This is a genomic window from Campylobacter concisus ATCC 51562 (assembly GCF_000466745.1).
Classification (GTDB): Bacteria; Campylobacterota; Campylobacteria; order Campylobacterales; family Campylobacteraceae; genus Campylobacter_A; species Campylobacter_A concisus_B.
Genome location: NZ_ANNI01000008.1, coordinates 78,225 through 93,517, shown reverse-complemented (window position 1 = coordinate 93,517; position 15,293 = coordinate 78,225). Strand labels below are relative to the sequence as shown.

The window sequence follows — 15,293 nt, the reverse complement described above, 5'->3', positions numbered from 1 at the left end:
GCAAATTTAAAAGCTGATCTCTTTTATATCAGCTACTTTTAATATCTCACTATAAATTTGACCGATGATTGCGATGCGATTGTTTCGCACTTTCTCGTTTTCAACATTTATCATAACTTTGTCAAAAAACTCATCGATCTGTGGTTTTAATGCAAATAGCGCCTTTAGCCTTGGCTCATACGCTAGGCTCTTATCGACCGCTTTAAATGCATCATTTAAGGTCTTTTCAGCATCTATCTCAAAGAGACTCTCATCAACCTTGCTAAATTTATCATCTTTTATGATGTTTGCAAGGCGCTTGAATGTCGAGAAATTCTCCCGAAAATTTGGCTCACTAGAAATTTTAGCAAGTGCCTCTATCATCTTGGTTAGCTCCAAGATATCTTTCTCGCCGCTTTTTATGCACGCTTTTACAATAGAAGCATTTGCATCAAAGAAGGTATAGAGCCTATCAAGGATGAAATTTATAAGCACTTCAACGTCAAATTTCTTATAATCTTTTGCGATATCTTCTAAAATTTCTTTTACGTTAAATTTCAAATTATGTGCCAAAACGATCTTTATCACGCCATTAGCCGCACGTCTTAGAGCGTATGGATCTTTGGTGCCGCTTGGGATTTTACCGATACTAAAGAGCCCCATTAGCGTATCAAGCTTATTTGAAAGTGCCACAACCGAGCTAAAGACCTTGCTTGGGCACTGCGCCTCTTCACCATCTGGCAGATACTGCTCTTTTATGGCTAAAACGACGTCTTCATCCTCGTTTTTAGCCTTTGCGTAGTAAGCGCCCATGATGCCTTGAAGCTCGGTAAATTCATAAACCATCTGCGTTGTAAGATCGGCCTTGCTTAGCATTACAGCTCGCTCTAGCTTAGCCCCGTACTCGCCAGCTTCTTTTTTGAGTAGCTCGTCATAGTTGCTAGCAAGCTTTTTAGCTACTTTTAGCTCTCTAAGCTCTTTTTCGTAGATACTTCCAAGCTCTTTTAGATATGTTATATTTTTTAGTTTTTCTGGGCTAAATTCGTGCGATAGGTCGCTTTGCCAAAAGAACATCGCATCACTTAGCCTTGCCCTTAGCACCTTTTCGTTGCCTTTGATGATGAGCGAGTAGTCCTGCGTGATGGCGTTGCTAACAACCACAAAGCCATTTGCGAGCTTGCCATCTTTAAAGACTGGAAAGTAGCGCTGATTTTCTTTCATCGAAGTGATAATAACCTCGCTTGGCACCTCCAAAAATTCCTCTTCAAACGAGCCAAGAAGGGCTGTTGGATACTCAGTGATCGCCACGACTTCAGCTAACAAGTCTTTATCGATTTCGATCTTTATCCCGCTTTTTTGGCTAATTTTTTCAAACTCATCAAGGATTATTTTTTCTCTCTCATCCGCTTCAAGCACGACACCACGGCTCTTTGAGCCTTCAAAATACTCTTTTATATTTGAAATTTTTATCTTGTCATAGCTAATGCTTCTATGTGGATAGGTTGAATCACCGCTCTCTACGCCAAATTTATTAAATTTTATGACTTCATCACCAAGTAAACACAAAAACGATCTTATCGGACGGATAAACTCAAACTCTCCGTTGCCCCAGCGCATAGACTTGCCAAAGTTAAGACTCTTTAAAAACTCTTCAACCATGTCGCCCATTATCCTAGCAACCGGCTCGCCTTTTACCTCTTTTTCGTAGTAAAGCACCTCTTTGCCGTCTATCTCTTTAAATTTAAGCTCGCTCTCGCTTATGCCGCATTTATTTGCAAAGCTAAGTGCTGCCTTTGTAAAGACTCCGTCTTTTAGCGCAAATTGCTTTGGCGCACCGATAAAGCTAGCCACGCTGTCAGGCTGAGATTGTGGAAATTTCTCATGAAAAAAGACCAAACGACGCGGCGTATAATAAAATTTAAAAGGGCTTACAAGATTATATTTTTCAAGTACAGCCTGCCATTTAGTATTGATATTTGACAGCTCCCTTAAAAACGGTATCGCTGGAAGCTCCTCAACTCCAATTTCTAATAATAACTCTTTCATATTTCACTCTTTTTATTAAAATTTTCTCTTTTTTCTCTTACCATTTTTCTTGCCCTCTCCTTCTCCTGTGACTGCAAAATGACGCCTCTTATCATAAAAATAAGAAATAAAACAAACGCCGTAATCATAAAAATATCTAAAATTTGCACTCTCTACTCCACAACGATTTGGTTTTCTCTCTTGTAAATTTTAACTCTCGCGTTTTCAAAACTATACTCGCCATCTTTTAGCTTTTTCTTGCTATAAACCCTGATCTTACCGTATGGTGTATGCAGATAGCCCCTCTCTAGTCTGCCCGAAATTTTAGCAAAGACATCGCCACTTCTAGCTTCGCTTAATTGCGATGCATCTAGTAAATTTTCGCTAATATCTTTTGTGCCGTGCTCATTTATGATCTCATAAGAGCTGACTTCAAGCGCATCTTTATAAATTTTCATTCGCCTTACTAAAATATCTAGCTCTTCGCCTACAATAACGCTATTTTTAGGATCATAAACATAAATTCCGCGGTGATTTTTCGAGATAATAAAGCCATGTTTATCTTTTAAGATAACAACCGCTTTTTCAATCACTGCTGGAACTGCCTCTGGGTGATCAAAAAGCGTATCCACATCAGCCGTCTTATAGTTTTGTTCGCTTATTTTTTTATTGGCTTTGTTTTCATTTTTTTTAAAAATTTTACTCACAAAGCCTTTTTTTACTGGGCTTGGATCAGTTGAAATTTTAAACTTTAATGCAAAGTGATCCGAGTAAAGGTCGCTCTTTGCAAAGCCTTTTTCATCGACTGCAAAGTTTGGTTTAAAGACTTCAAAACTGCCACTAACATAACTTAGATCGCCATTTTCCATAAAACTAGGTGAAAGTAAAACATGATCAATCGCTCTTTTTTTGCCATGTACTGCGTGAGAATATCTATCTTTTGGCTCAAGCTCTTTATAAAGATCATAAAAATTTCTCGTTGCAATGATGTCATTTAGGATGGATTTTTGTCCAAAGGGCGAGTTAAAATCACCCAAAATAATCGCATTTTTCTCTTTGCCTAGAGCCGTTCTTAACGTTTTTTCAGCCTTTTTTTGCATATTTATGCCATTTTTATAAGTTGGAAAGTGATTTACAAATATGCTAAATTTCTTGCCTTCCTTCTCAAAAACAACCTTTAAAATATTTCTTGTCTTTACGTTTGGAACTTTAAAAACTTCACTGCCACTTGGCTGCAACTTTGAAATAAGTCCAAGCCCAACAGGCGAGTTTTTCTCTTTTGTAAAGCTTACAAATTTATACTCGCTATCACTTACTAGAGCTTTTAAAACTTGTTCATTTTCGATCTCTTGAAGTGCGATAATGTCAGTATTTAGTGCATTTATGACTTGTCTTGTTCTTTGTAGTTTTGAATCAGCCGCCTCGCAGTCCCATTTTGATACGCCTACTTTAAAATCAAGATACTCGCTACCATCATCTTTGCAATCAAATAAATTTTGCACATTATAAGTTGCGATGCTAATTTCACTCGCAAATGCCACCAAAATGGTAAAAATCAAAGCAAAAACTACTCTCAAATCTCACTCCTAAAGTCAAATTCAGTGATATTTTGCCTGATCGCCTCATAAGCGATAATGCCAGCACTCATAGCTAAATTTAAGCTCCTGCCCTCTTTTCCCATTGGTATGGTTATGGCGTTTTTAAAATTTATATCCATAAATTCTCTTGGCAGCCCAGTACTCTCACCACCAAAAAATATAAAATCTCCTGGCTTAAACCTAGCCTCGTAGTAAAGCCTATTTGTCTTTGTGGTAGCGAAGAAAAATCTATCCTTGTGGCTTAAGTTTGCTTCTAAAAATTCTTCCAAACTATCCCAAATTTTTGGATTTAAAATTTTCCAGTAGTCAAGCCCTGCTCGTCTAACAGCCTTTTCACTCAAATCAAACACGGTGGGTTTAACGATATGTAGCTTTAAATTTGCATTAACGCACATTCTACCGATAGCTCCAATATTTTGCGGTATCTGAGGATGAACCAGGACTATGTTAAACATAAGCTTTCTTTGCCTTAAAAAGTGTTATAAACTAGCCTATTTTAGCCAAAATGGGCTTTTAAGAGTTTTAAAGACTAATCTTTTCTAGGCTTACGCTCGCTTAGATATTTTGAAATTTCAAGCTCTTGCCTACGTTTTATCTCTTTTGCGATATCTTCGTTTTTAAAACCAGCTGATAAAATTTCTGCCACATCAACTTTCGCATCAAATTTTGCCTCATAAATTCCAAGCTTCTTGGCACGCTCTATCCGCTCTTTATTATAAGCTCCAAGCCATGATTTTATGGGCATATTTAGGGCAATTTGCATTAGCTCTTTATCGCTTGGTATATCCTTAAAATAAGGCTGCTTCAAGATAGAAAAGTAGCTCTTTGGTAGACGCATTTTCTCTAAAATTTCTTTTGCGTCAAGCTCAAATTTACCAAACAAAAGATACAAAAATAATCTCTCATCATCCACAAAATTTCTAGCACTTTTTAGCTCAGCCAAAAACTCATCATCTTTATAAATTTGCACACCAAAAATTTCTTTAAAAAGTCCAAGTTCAAAAAGATAGTAAGCTCCTTTTTCTAGATACTTTGCACGAAAAAATTTAATAAGCTCAGTATTTATCCTATCTCTGCTTAGATGCTCCAAACTAAGGCTTTTCATAAGAGCTAGCGTCTCATCAGCTATGCTAAAGTCAAGCCTAGAGCTAAACTGCACGCCACGAAGTACCCTTAGCGGATCCTCTTTAAATTTTTCACTATCAATGTGCCTTAATGTCTTGTTTGCTAAATCTTGCTTTCCACCGTAAAAGTCTAAAATTTCTCCATTAAAGATATTCATCATCATGGCATTTATCGTAAAATCTCGCCTAAGGCTCGCCATTTTGGGATCATTAATATAGCTTACTGCAAAGTCTTTGTGTGAATTTCCAGTTTTGCTCTCGCTTCTTGGAAGCCCAATATCGTAGTTTTTGTATTTGTAAATAAAGTAGCTTTTACCAACACCGCTAGCGCCTATGCTAGCCATTAGCTCATTAAATTTAGCGGGCTTTATGTCATAAACTTCGATGTCATAATCATAAATTTCTCGCCCTAAGAACGCATCTCTCACGCAGCCACCAACTAGATAAACACGTGAAGTAAATGGGGCAAATAGCGATCTAAAAAAGTCTAGCTCGCTATTTTTATAAATTTCATTTTTGATTTTTATCTCATTTTTTGAGCCGTCTAATGGCTTATTTTGAGAGATTTTGGAGTCTATTTTCGATATTTGCAAGGGTAAATTCTAAAAATTTTGTCGTTAGCTCAAGCCTTGAAGCAAGATTTTGTTCACTAGTTTGTTTAAGCCCTTCAAAAAGCACTTCTATGCGCTCAGCAAGGTTTGCTAAGAAAATTTTCTCTTCGCTCACCTCTCTACTTTTTGTTAGACTTGCTGGCTCCTCTTTTACCTCAAACACTTGCTCATTTTGTAAATTTGTCTCAACTTTTAGCTCGTTATTTAGTGTATTTTCATTAGACTCTATGGCCAAAAGCTCTTTTTTTAGATTCTCACGCTCAAGCTCTTCTTGCTTTTTACTTTGCAGTGCTTCTATTTTTTCAAGCTCAGCGCTAACCTCACTGATTGCCATTCTAGCGATATCATCAAGCTTCATAATCTTATCAACCACCTTTTAAATTCATTTATCTCTTCGTCACTTTTCATCGCTATAAAAAACTCTTTCATCTGCTCGTTTTTTATCGCTCGCTCTTTGCGAAGTCCACTCAGACGGTTTATCGCGCTAAGGGCATCTTTGTTTGACGGATCTTGCTTTAAGATATTTTTATAAATTTCAAGTGCATCATCTTTTAGCCCCTGAGCTTCGTAGATCAGTGCTTCAGTGATTGTGTTTTTCATTTTTTGATAAATCCTGCGATAACATCGCCTATCTCGCTAGTTGAGCAAATTTCAACTGCATTAAAAGCAGCGATGTCTTTTGTTCTGTAACCTTTTGCAAGTGCCTCTTTCACAGCATTTTCTATCGCATCTGCGGCTTCATTTTCACTAAATGCGTATCTTAGCATCATCGCTGCACTTAAAATTGTTGCAATTGGATTTGCTATGCCCTGCCCTGCGATGTCTGGAGCTGAGCCGTGAATTGGCTCATAAATTCCCACTTTGCCACCCATACTAGCGCTTGGCAAAAGTCCTATCGAGCCACAGACCATACTCGCTTCGTCACTTAAGATGTCGCCGAATAAATTTTCAGTAAGGATGACGTCAAAATTTGCTGGCGCTCTTACTAGCTGCATCGCTGCGTTATCGACGTACATAAAGCTAAGCTCTACTTCAGGGTAATTTTTAACCACTTCGCTAGTCACCTCACGCCAAAGCTGACTTGTCTCAAGCACATTTGCCTTATCGACCATGCAGACCTTTTTCTTGCGAAGCATTGCTGTTTCAAAAGCGATCTTTGCGATGCGCTCGATCTCCATTTTAGAATAAACCATCGTATTAAACGCTCTATCTTCGCCTTTTTCACGTGGCTGTCCAAAATAAAGTCCACCCGTTAGCTCACGAACCACGACAAAATCAACGCCTCTTAAAACCTCTGGCTTTAGTGTACTAGCATCCACTAGCTCATCAAAAACAATGGCTGGACGTAAATTTGCATAAGCTTCAAGCTCTTTTCTAATCTTTAAAAGCCCACTCTCTGGCCTTAGATGTCTTGGCAAGCTATCCCACTTCTCGCCGCCGATCGCTCCAAAAAGCACAGCATCAGAGTTTAGAGCAGAGTTAAGCGTCTCATCTGGCAAAGGCACGCCAAATACATCATAAGCTGCACCGCCCATAAGCTTGTAGTCGTACTCAAATTTTATCCCAAACTCAGCGCTAACAACATCTAAAATTTTTATCGCCTCATCTATGATCTCAGGGCCAATGCCATCGCCTTTTATAACACAAATTTTATATTCTCTCATTATTTAATCCAACTTTACTTTTGCGTATTCTATAAGTCCGCCGGCGTTTAGAAGCTCTTGCATAAACGGCGGTATAGGGCTAAATTTATACTCTTTGCCGCTGGTTAAATTTATGATCGCGCCGTTATCTACGTCTATTTTTAGCTCATCACCCTCGTTTATCTCGTCCGTTTCTTTGATCTCAAGTATCAAAAGTCCCGTATTAAAGCTATTTCTATAAAAAATTCTCGCATAGCTTTTAGCTATCACCGCACCAATGCCGGCGGCTTTAAGCGCGATAGGAGCGTGCTCGCGAGAGCTGCCGCAGCCGAAATTTTCGCCCGCTACGATAATGTCGCCCTTATCTATCTTGGCGCTAAAATTAGGATCGGCGTCCTCCATTATATGTTTTGCTAAGATATTTTCGTCGGAAGTATTTAAGTATCTGGCGGCGATAATTATATCGGTATCGATATTATCGCCGAATTTCCAAACTTTATTCATCGTTTCGCCTTTTTTAAATTTTCGAGATTTTAGCCAAAAGTAGCTAAATAATTCATCAAACGGCGAATAAAATTTGCGGCCCAAACGGCTAAAGAGCAAGGCAAAGGGCGTTTAACGCCCCTTTTATTTTTTTAAATTTAAAGAACACCTACCCAGGAATTTACACGCCGGGCAAAAACCCGTAACGCCGACAATAATCGGGATTAACCCGATTAACGCCCAGTAGCTCTCGTAAAAATACCAAACCGCTACCGTAAAAATCAGCCCCAGTACGACCCTAATAATTCTACTTTTTACGCTTACCATATTTTTACCTCTTTTTAAAAATTTTATAGAGCGGGCAGTAGCCGTAATATCCCGTTAAAAGCGGAATTAGCCCGACCGTCCACAACCAGCAGTCGCAAATAAATCCGAAAATAAAAAACCAAATCGCCGCTATAATCAAACGTATAGTTTTATCTAAAACGCTCATTTTATCTCCTTTAAGCTAAAGCTTTTAGCATTCCGTTCATAACCATAGGTTTAAATCCGTAAATTTTAACCAGCCAACTCATGTAGCTCTCTCTAGTAGCGCCGAAACACTCTAGCGTCGGAGCCGTTCCCTCCCAGTCGAACTCTACCATTATGGCCTTGCCGTATTTGGTGATAAATGGGCAAGCCGTATATCCGGTAAATTTCTCGCTAGGTTCTCGTCCTTTTATCGTGTCGGCTAAATTTTTAGCTAAGATCGGATACATTTTCCTAACGCTAGCCCCCGTTTTGCCGGCCGCAAATCCGCAAATATCGCCGATACCGAATATATTTTTAAATTTTGTACTTTGCAGGCTGTATTTATCGACGGCTAGAAAATTTAGCTTGTCGCCCTCTTTGGTTAGGCCGGCGCGAGCTAAAATTTCGCTTCCTTTTTGCTTAGGTGGCAGGTGAAGCCAGTCGTATTTTACGTCGATTAGCTCGGACGCGATTTTATCTTCACCGTTTTGTCTATACGCCGTCCAAAACTCGAAAGTGGCGGTACTTGAGCTTTTATCGACGGCTACGATTTGGTGGCGAAGATTAAATTTTATCTTTCTTTTTATCATTATTTGAGTCATCGCCGCGGCATAAGTCGGATCGCCGAAAAGCTTGCCGCCGCCGACGTAAAGATTAACGCTGCCTTTATCGCGGTTGCCGGCCAACCTCAGCCTATCTTCGCTCATGCATGTTACTTTTTTATTAGCGCCGCTGCATTTCATCGGGGTTTTTTGATCGCAAAATACCGCTGCACCGCCGTTTTGAGAGAATTTTTTCATCAGCTCGTTGCTCTTTACGGCGCCTTGTAGAGTGTAGACGGAGGATATGTTGCCGCTCGTATCGTTAATATCCTCTAAGCTCAGCCCCTTAACGGCTTCAAAATCGTATTCCACGCCGCTTGCTACGATTAGATAATCATACCCTAGCTCGCTCCCGTCGTCTAAGACGAGCAGATTGGCTTCGGGCTTTATCTCCGATACGTTTTTGCGTATCCACTCGGCTCCTTGCGGGATATAATCCGCTTTTTCGTAAACGACGTCGCTAGCTTCGTAAATTCCGACGGCGATTAGCGTAAAGCCCGGCTGATAGTAAAATTTCTCGTCTTTATCCACGAGAATTACCTTGGCGTTAGGCGTATCTCTTCTAAGTTTAGCCGCCAACGCGATACCGCTAAGTCCCGCGCCCATTATGACGATTTTAGAATTTATATCGTCGTTTTCGCCACCCGTTACCGAGCAACCGCTCATACTCGCGGCTAGTCCCGCGGCCCCCATTAGCTTTAAAGCGTCTCTTCTTTGCAGGCCTTTCATAAATTCTCCTTTTAAACGAGTTTATGAAATGCTACCTAAAAAAGGCCGTTCTCTCCGTAACAAAGTTACCTTAAAACGAGAATTTTAAGAAACCAGCCTTATTTCGCCGCGGCTTTGCGTTATTTGCCCGCTTCTCTCAAGCTCTTTTAACACCCTAGATACCGCTTCTCTAGCGCTTCCTAGATGATTCGCCAGCTCTTCGTGCGTTATTTTTATAAAATTTTCGTTTAGATTTTCGATGCTTTGGGATAAAAAATTCATAATCCGCGCCGAAAGCGGCGAAAACAAAGCCTGTTCCATAACGTTTATCGTTCTGGCAAACCGATCGGCTACGATTTTTAGAGTAAAATTTAAAATGCTCGGATATTTTTCTTTAAGAGGTTTGTAAATTCGCACCGGAATAACGATAATCTCGCTATCTTGCTCGATTTCGACGCTTACTTTATTTTCTAGAGAATTTATAGAACACGTATCGCACAGCACGCAGCTCTCGTCTTTGGTTAGCCTAAATATCGTTATTTCCTTGGCGCTAGACGACACGAACGCCCTTAAAACGCCTTTTAGTATAAGTATAAATCCGAAGCAATCGTTCCCGGAGTAAAATATATCGCCTTTTTTTACGGTTTTTAGATACGCGTTAGCAAAGATCGCATTTAGATCCTCGCTTGCTAGATCAAAATTATTCGTAAATCTCTCGCGCAAAATTTCTTTTAACTCTTCGTTTAGCATTTTGCCCTTTCGTGACTTCGTTACAAAAATTTAACCTTATTATAGGTAATATTGCATAAAAATTTAATACGAAAAGAAAAACAATGCACGACGTTAAGAAAAACGACTCGCAAAGCAAAATAAAATCGCTACCGATTATGCTTTTTGCCGGTACTATGGGGCTTGGCGGGCTTTGCGCGGCCTATAAGAAACTAAGCGAAATATTTGATTTACCCAGCGAGATATTCTCGGCGCTTAGAGCGCTAGACTGCACGGTATTTTGCCTACTTTCGGCGTTTTACCTCTTTAAGCTTTTAAAATTTAAAGAAGAAGCAAAGGCCGAATTTTCGCACCCTATAAAGATAAATTTTTTCGGCGGATTTATCATCTCGCTTTTTCTTTTAGCTCTTGCCTACAAAGACGCGCCGCGACTATACTACTCGCTTTTTTACGCGGCTTTAGGCTTGCAGACGATTTTTACGCTTTACGTAATTTCTTTTTGGATCGACGAAAAATTCGATATCGCGACGCTAAATCCGGCATGGTTTATCCCGGTAGTGGGCAACTTGCTAATTCCGATCATAGCCGAAAAATCTCAAGCGATCTGGTATTATTTTAGTTTGGGGCTATTTTTCTGGATTATTTTATTCGCCGTTATATTTTACAGATTAGTTTTTTGCGATAAGTTAGCCGACAAATTCGTCCCGACGCTAGTCATTACGCTAGCGCCGCCGGCTATGGCATTTTTGGGATACGTAAAGCTAACCGAGCGATTCGACGCTTTTGCGGCGATACTGCTTAATATAAACGTGTTTTTTGCGGCGCTTATACTTTTTTCGTATAAAAGATTTATTAAACTCAAATTCGCCCTATCGTGGTGGGCTTTTACCTTCCCGACGGCCGCTAGCTCCATAGCGTTTTTAAAAGCTTACGAAATTACGCAAAGCGATTTTTACTTAGTTTTAGGAGTCGGCGCTTTTGCGGCTCTAGTCGCTTCGATTTTGATAGTCGGGTTTTTAACAGTTAAATCTATAATAAACGGCGAAATTTTTTCGGAAAAATAACCTTAGCTCAAAAATTTACTTTAGTAGTATTCATAGCTGATTTCCAGCTTTTTATATAGGCCGATTTCCGTTATATCGCCGTTTTCGTAGTATTTGTCCGCTGGCTTAAATTTGACCGAGGTTTTACGCGTCAAATTTCCCCGCTCGTCCCTCGTTATGTCTTTAAACTGCAAGATTTGCCAGATTTTTGCCTCGGAGCCGAAGTAATTTACCGACGTATACTCCATCTCGTCGCCGTTTGCGGCGTAGTAATAAACCCATTTTGAGCCAGGAGCTTGCGTGATTTTTTCGTATTCGCCGTTTGGCTTGCGCTCGAAGCTTATCACTATGGCGTGGCGCGGCTCCATATTATTTTCTATCCGCGTTAAAACGCCCTTTTCGTCGTAGACGTAGCTATCGTCCGTCACTAGCGTCCCGCCGGAATACGCCGCCCGAGCGATCATTTTGCCGTCCTTGCCGTAGGTAATTTTCTCCGTGCGCGGGTAAAATTTATCCTCAACATGCTGCTCTTTGGCCGTTGCGACTAAATTTTCGCCGTCTAATTCGTATTCGTAGAGATAAACGGCGCTATCTTGGTATTTTTTGCGTATTAGCCCGTCTTTGCCGTACTCAAACAAAACCGAGCCGTTTGGCGCGCCGTTTATATGCTCGGTTTCTTGCACTATATAGCCGTTTTCGTTAAACTCCGTTCGCTTTACGCGCGTATTTTCTAGCGTCCCGGAGCCATCCATTGAGTATTCATACTCCGTAGCCGTCATGCTCTTAACCTCGCCTTTTAGCTCCCTTTTGCTCCAATCGCTTTGCGGTAAAACGGCCGAGTTTAGATAGCAAACCGCCGATGCCGCCGCTAAAATAGCCTTTAAAATTTTCATTTTTATCCTTTTTCAAATCACGCAAATCCTAGATTAGTTTAGGCTAAATTTCGCCTAATTTAGCCTAAAAGGCGGCAATACCGGTAAAATCCTAGCTTTTACGAGTTTAAATCCGCGCCTGAAACTGACTTAAATTTTTAAGCAAGTCTGAGGCGAATTTTCATTTCGGCAGTTTATTAACTTAAGCTTCGTTTGCCTTTTTTAAAATTTCTCTCATCTCTTCTTCGCTAAGCGGCTCAACCAGTATATTTGCGGCGTCTATGAAGCGATATTTTTCTTTTGGTAAATTTGCCATAAAGGCATTGTATTCGCATTCGCCGAACACGTGCGCGTCCCTATCGTCTACGCCGACTACTAGCATAAGTATCCAGCGCGAGACCTTGCGCTCTCCTAGAACTTCTTGCGCCTGCCACGAAGGAGAGGGGGCGTAAGGCAAGATAGTCGGTAAATTTTCGCTAAGCGTATATGCGCCAAAAATTTCGCTGCCGTCTTTATCTTCGTATAAATTCTCTCTTGCGCTATAAGCGTCAAGATACTGCACCCGCCTCATCATCTCATCAAATTTAGCCGCAGGGCTAGCGCTTGCAAAAATTTCATCTATCATAACCGCATCAAACGCCACGTCACGCTCCAGGCCAGAGATATAAAGCATTTGATTTTTCTCTTTTGCGTCCTTTAGAGCTTCAAGTCCCCACATTATGTCGGCTTCATAATCAAATTTTAAAATTTGCTCGCTATCGTAAATTTCTTCATTGTCGCGTTCTATTTTCGAGCCGGTTTTGGCTGAAATTTTAGAAAGAAACAAAATCGCCGTCTGCCAGTCGCCAACGCCGCTTGGAGTACAGACCCGAACGATATATTTGCCGTCTTCGTAGCTTAGCTCAAAGCCGCGAGCGCTCTTTTGCCATACGCCTGCAATCATCACGTTTTCGTTTAGCGAAAGCTCGCTCGGCTCGTCATTTTGGCTATTAAAAAAGCAAAATCCCTCTATAAACTCTGAAATTTCGCGCTCGCTTAGCGCCTTTTCATATCCGCCGAAAAGCTTCTTTTTGTTTTTTATCTTAAATGTTACGCTCATAAATTCTCTTTCGCCTACTCTAAAACGTCATCACTTGATCGCACTGCCTAACCCACTCGGACAAGATATCCATGCTGCCTTTCACTTCAGCCTCGAAATAAGGCTCTCCCGCATGCAAACCGCACCTCGTTTGGCAGCTACCGCAAACCTTTAACATAGCGCCGCTAGCGTAAAGCTCCTTTAACATCGCTACTAGATCTACGTCGTAGTCTTCCGGCTTTTTGGTGCTATTTCGCGCAAGATCGACCGCGTCGTTCATTAGAAAAATTCTAACCTCTTCGCCTTTTTCTTTTAGCGTTTTAGCTAGCCTTAATGCGTTGTAAGCATTATCGGTACCGTTGTATGGTTGATTTGTAAGTATAAATAGAAATTTTTTCATCTTTTTCTCCTTTTGCCAAAAATGTAGCGCAAACCGAGCAAATTTTAGCCAAGCTATATAAAAAGAGGCTAAATTTATCTAAAAAGTAAAAGTACTCCGATCGTGCAGACGATAATGGCGGTGCAAATTTCAAGTAGCCTTAGGTGCGTTTGTAAAAATTTCTTTAACATAGCTCCGCCAAGCGCGTAGATATTTAGCGAGCAAAACTCGATAAAAACGAGCGTTGTCGTGATTACGCACATACGAGTTAGGCTAAATGGATCGTCTTTATCCAAAAATGTAGGCAGTAAAGCCGAGAAAAATATCCATGCCTTTGGATTTGTGACGCAAATGATGAGGCCGTTTATAAACATCTGCTTTTTACTTGGTAAATTTAAGACGTTCGTAATACTAAGCTCACCCTTGCCAAAAAGAAGCATCGCGCCAAGATAGAGCATATAAAGCCCTGCGATGATGTTTAGCGCCTTAAATGCATACTCAAAATGATGAAGCACCGCGCCCACGCCAAGCATACAGCAAAATGCCACGAAAGCAAGCGAAAGAAGCTGTCCGGTCATCATAATAAGCGAGTGCTTATAACCAAAGCTCATACCGATACTCATCGCATAGGTCATGTTGATGCCTGGCATTAGCGAGATAGGAGCAAGCGTGGCGAAAAAGAGTAAGAAGTCCATAAAAAGCCTTGAAATTTAGCTAACAAATATAAAAATTTAAGCTATAAATCAGATCCAGCGATCAAATTTATAGCTTAAATTTAAAAGGCGGACTAAGCCGCCTCTTTTTTAGTGAGTTAAGAAATACTCTTGAATTTTGGCTTTATCGCTTGTTTTTGTAAGCGCAAGCATCAAAAGCACTCTAGCTTTTTGCGCGTTTAGATTATCGCTTGTTAAAAAGCCGTATTTTGCGTCGTCTACTTCGCCGTTCATGGTCGTCTCACCACTTCCTACACGTGAGTCGCGAACTACTACTACGCCAGCTTTTGAAGCCTCACCAAGTGCGTCAAGTACGCTAAAGTAAGGGTTGCCGTTGCCAAGACCAGCGCTGATGATACCTTTTGCGCCGTTTTTAACAGCTATGTTTACAAAGTCAGGGTTGTCGTTTGCATGAGAGTAGATGATATCAACTCTTGGAAGCTCTTTTACGCCCTCTAGGTCAAATGCTGATTTTGCTGTGTGTTTTCTGATCGGATTCATATAGTATTTTACGTTGCCATAAAAGACTGTGCCGATCTTACCGCTGTTTGGTGATTTAAATGTATCAACGCCTGTAGTGTTGGTCTTTGTCACCTCTCTAGCAGCGTGAATTTCATCATTCATAGTAACCACAACGCCCTTGCCTACGCTATCTTTGCTGATAGCTACATTTACAGCGTTAAATAAATTGAGCGGGCCATCTGCACTTAGTGAGCCGCTATTTCTCATCGCACCTACGAGCACAACTGGCTTGTCGCTTTTAACGACCAAATTTAGAAAGTACGCCGTCTCCTCCATAGTATCCGTTCCGTGAGTAACGACGATACCATCAGCTTTGCCGCTGTTTAGAAGTTCATTGATCCTATTAGCAAGCTTAAGCCAAACTTCGTTGTTCATATCTTGTGAGCCGATATTTGAAATTTGCTCGCCTTTTATGGTAGCGATCTTGTTGATATCTGGCACGGCTGCGATAAGTTTATCGACCGTAACAGTTCCAGAAGTATAGCTTGAATCAAGCGAACCTGAGCCGCTTCCTGCTATCGTTCCACCAGTAGCTAGGATGTAGATGGTTGGCTTAGCAACCGCTAAAGTAGCACCTAAAATCATGAGTAACACCGCCTTAAAGATTAAACGCATTTTAGCTCCTTTGCATTAAAATTTGCTAGAGCATTATAACGTCATATATTTAAAAAATT

At 40.6% G+C, this 15,293-nt stretch carries 18 protein-coding genes; 1 reads left to right on the top strand and 17 read right to left on the bottom strand.

Annotation, left to right across the window (positions count from 1 at the left end; genetic code table 11):
* Positions 1-6: 6 nt before the first annotated feature.
* The 12 genes from glyS to ATCC51562_RS06915 form a co-directional block, all read right to left on the bottom strand.
* Entirely contained in the window at positions 7-2,025 is a 2,019-nt protein-coding gene (gene glyS, locus ATCC51562_RS06965) for a glycine--tRNA ligase subunit beta (RefSeq protein WP_021091503.1), read from the bottom strand.
* Between the two features lie 152 nt (positions 2,026-2,177).
* A complete protein-coding gene (locus ATCC51562_RS06955) occupies positions 2,178-3,581 on the bottom strand; it encodes an endonuclease/exonuclease/phosphatase family protein (RefSeq protein WP_021091454.1) in 1,404 nt (467 codons plus the stop codon).
* A complete protein-coding gene (locus ATCC51562_RS06950) occupies positions 3,578-4,057 on the bottom strand; it encodes a tRNA (cytidine(34)-2'-O)-methyltransferase (RefSeq protein ID WP_021091513.1) in 480 nt (159 codons plus the stop codon). The genes ATCC51562_RS06955 and ATCC51562_RS06950 overlap by 4 nt, the downstream gene beginning before the upstream one ends.
* Before the next feature lie 74 nt (positions 4,058-4,131).
* Positions 4,132-5,319, bottom strand: a complete 1,188-nt coding sequence (locus tag ATCC51562_RS06945; RefSeq protein ID WP_021091528.1) for a CCA tRNA nucleotidyltransferase — start codon at positions 5,317-5,319, stop codon at positions 4,132-4,134.
* A complete protein-coding gene (locus ATCC51562_RS06940; RefSeq protein WP_021091497.1) occupies positions 5,279-5,695 on the bottom strand; it encodes a CiaD-like domain-containing protein in 417 nt (138 codons plus the stop codon). The genes ATCC51562_RS06945 and ATCC51562_RS06940 overlap by 41 nt, the downstream gene beginning before the upstream one ends.
* Positions 5,692-5,937: a hypothetical protein gene (locus ATCC51562_RS06935; RefSeq protein WP_021091490.1), complete on the bottom strand. Its 246-nt coding sequence runs from the start codon at positions 5,935-5,937 to the stop codon at positions 5,692-5,694. Before ATCC51562_RS06935 ends, ATCC51562_RS06940 begins: the two co-directional genes overlap by 4 nt.
* Positions 5,934-7,001, bottom strand: coding sequence for a 3-isopropylmalate dehydrogenase (gene leuB / locus ATCC51562_RS06930; RefSeq protein ID WP_021091526.1), 1,068 nt, complete (start codon positions 6,999-7,001; stop codon positions 5,934-5,936). The genes ATCC51562_RS06935 and leuB overlap by 4 nt, the downstream gene beginning before the upstream one ends.
* A gap of 3 nt (positions 7,002-7,004) precedes the next feature.
* Entirely contained in the window at positions 7,005-7,484 is a 480-nt protein-coding gene (locus tag ATCC51562_RS06925) for a 3-isopropylmalate dehydratase small subunit (RefSeq protein ID WP_035167543.1), read from the bottom strand.
* A 123-nt stretch (positions 7,485-7,607) separates the two neighbouring features.
* Positions 7,608-7,790, bottom strand: coding sequence for a DUF2892 domain-containing protein (locus ATCC51562_RS09565; protein WP_072594653.1), 183 nt, complete (start codon positions 7,788-7,790; stop codon positions 7,608-7,610).
* A gap of 4 nt (positions 7,791-7,794) precedes the next feature.
* Positions 7,795-7,956 carry a DUF2892 domain-containing protein gene (locus tag ATCC51562_RS09560; RefSeq protein ID WP_021091464.1) on the bottom strand — a complete coding sequence of 54 codons (162 nt, stop codon included), beginning with the start codon at positions 7,954-7,956 and terminating at the stop codon, positions 7,795-7,797.
* A gap of 10 nt (positions 7,957-7,966) precedes the next feature.
* Positions 7,967-9,304, bottom strand: coding sequence for an NAD(P)/FAD-dependent oxidoreductase (locus ATCC51562_RS06920; RefSeq protein WP_021091472.1), 1,338 nt, complete (start codon positions 9,302-9,304; stop codon positions 7,967-7,969).
* A gap of 84 nt (positions 9,305-9,388) precedes the next feature.
* Complete coding sequence (locus ATCC51562_RS06915; RefSeq protein ID WP_021091453.1) at positions 9,389-10,033, bottom strand: Crp/Fnr family transcriptional regulator; 645 nt, start codon at positions 10,031-10,033, stop codon at positions 9,389-9,391.
* Between the two features lie 83 nt (positions 10,034-10,116).
* Here ATCC51562_RS06915 and ATCC51562_RS06910 point away from each other — a divergent pair, with 83 nt between their 5' ends.
* Entirely contained in the window at positions 10,117-11,076 is a 960-nt protein-coding gene (locus tag ATCC51562_RS06910) for an SLAC1 anion channel family protein (protein WP_021091493.1), read from the top strand.
* A gap of 20 nt (positions 11,077-11,096) precedes the next feature.
* Here ATCC51562_RS06910 and ATCC51562_RS06905 read toward each other — a convergent pair whose 3' ends face one another.
* The 5 genes from ATCC51562_RS06905 to ATCC51562_RS06885 form a co-directional block, all read right to left on the bottom strand.
* Positions 11,097-11,948, bottom strand: a complete 852-nt coding sequence (locus tag ATCC51562_RS06905) for a hypothetical protein (protein ID WP_021091512.1) — start codon at positions 11,946-11,948, stop codon at positions 11,097-11,099.
* A 181-nt stretch (positions 11,949-12,129) separates the two neighbouring features.
* Positions 12,130-13,026, bottom strand: a complete 897-nt coding sequence (locus ATCC51562_RS06900) for a DUF4299 family protein (RefSeq protein ID WP_021091444.1) — start codon at positions 13,024-13,026, stop codon at positions 12,130-12,132.
* A 19-nt stretch (positions 13,027-13,045) separates the two neighbouring features.
* Positions 13,046-13,405, bottom strand: coding sequence for a DsrE/DsrF/TusD sulfur relay family protein (locus ATCC51562_RS06895; RefSeq protein ID WP_021091421.1), 360 nt, complete (start codon positions 13,403-13,405; stop codon positions 13,046-13,048).
* 74 nt (positions 13,406-13,479) lie between these two features.
* Entirely contained in the window at positions 13,480-14,079 is a 600-nt protein-coding gene (locus ATCC51562_RS06890) for a LysE family translocator (protein WP_021091491.1), read from the bottom strand.
* 108 nt (positions 14,080-14,187) lie between these two features.
* Positions 14,188-15,234, bottom strand: a complete 1,047-nt coding sequence (locus ATCC51562_RS06885) for a type II asparaginase (RefSeq protein WP_035167528.1) — start codon at positions 15,232-15,234, stop codon at positions 14,188-14,190.
* Positions 15,235-15,293 lie beyond the last annotated feature (59 nt).

Coding starts and splice junctions, on each gene's coding strand:
- glyS (WP_021091503.1), bottom strand. CDS start 2,025: ATGAAAGAGTTATTATTAGAAATTGGAGTTGAGGAGCTTCCAGCGATA.
- ATCC51562_RS06950 (WP_021091513.1), bottom strand. CDS start 4,057: ATGTTTAACATAGTCCTGGTTCATCCTCAGATACCGCAAAATATTGGA.
- ATCC51562_RS06940 (WP_021091497.1), bottom strand. CDS start 5,695: ATGAAGCTTGATGATATCGCTAGAATGGCAATCAGTGAGGTTAGCGCT.
- ATCC51562_RS06935 (WP_021091490.1), bottom strand. CDS start 5,937: ATGAAAAACACAATCACTGAAGCACTGATCTACGAAGCTCAGGGGCTA.
- leuB (WP_021091526.1), bottom strand. CDS start 7,001: ATGAGAGAATATAAAATTTGTGTTATAAAAGGCGATGGCATTGGCCCT.
- ATCC51562_RS06925 (WP_035167543.1), bottom strand. CDS start 7,484: ATGAATAAAGTTTGGAAATTCGGCGATAATATCGATACCGATATAATT.
- ATCC51562_RS09565 (WP_072594653.1), bottom strand. CDS start 7,790: ATGGTAAGCGTAAAAAGTAGAATTATTAGGGTCGTACTGGGGCTGATT.
- ATCC51562_RS09560 (WP_021091464.1), bottom strand. CDS start 7,956: ATGAGCGTTTTAGATAAAACTATACGTTTGATTATAGCGGCGATTTGG.
- ATCC51562_RS06920 (WP_021091472.1), bottom strand. CDS start 9,304: ATGAAAGGCCTGCAAAGAAGAGACGCTTTAAAGCTAATGGGGGCCGCG.
- ATCC51562_RS06915 (WP_021091453.1), bottom strand. CDS start 10,033: ATGCTAAACGAAGAGTTAAAAGAAATTTTGCGCGAGAGATTTACGAAT.
- ATCC51562_RS06910 (WP_021091493.1), top strand. CDS start 10,117: ATGCACGACGTTAAGAAAAACGACTCGCAAAGCAAAATAAAATCGCTA.
- ATCC51562_RS06905 (WP_021091512.1), bottom strand. CDS start 11,948: ATGAAAATTTTAAAGGCTATTTTAGCGGCGGCATCGGCGGTTTGCTAT.
- ATCC51562_RS06900 (WP_021091444.1), bottom strand. CDS start 13,026: ATGAGCGTAACATTTAAGATAAAAAACAAAAAGAAGCTTTTCGGCGGA.
- ATCC51562_RS06895 (WP_021091421.1), bottom strand. CDS start 13,405: ATGAAAAAATTTCTATTTATACTTACAAATCAACCATACAACGGTACC.
- ATCC51562_RS06890 (WP_021091491.1), bottom strand. CDS start 14,079: ATGGACTTCTTACTCTTTTTCGCCACGCTTGCTCCTATCTCGCTAATG.
- ATCC51562_RS06885 (WP_035167528.1), bottom strand. CDS start 15,234: ATGCGTTTAATCTTTAAGGCGGTGTTACTCATGATTTTAGGTGCTACT.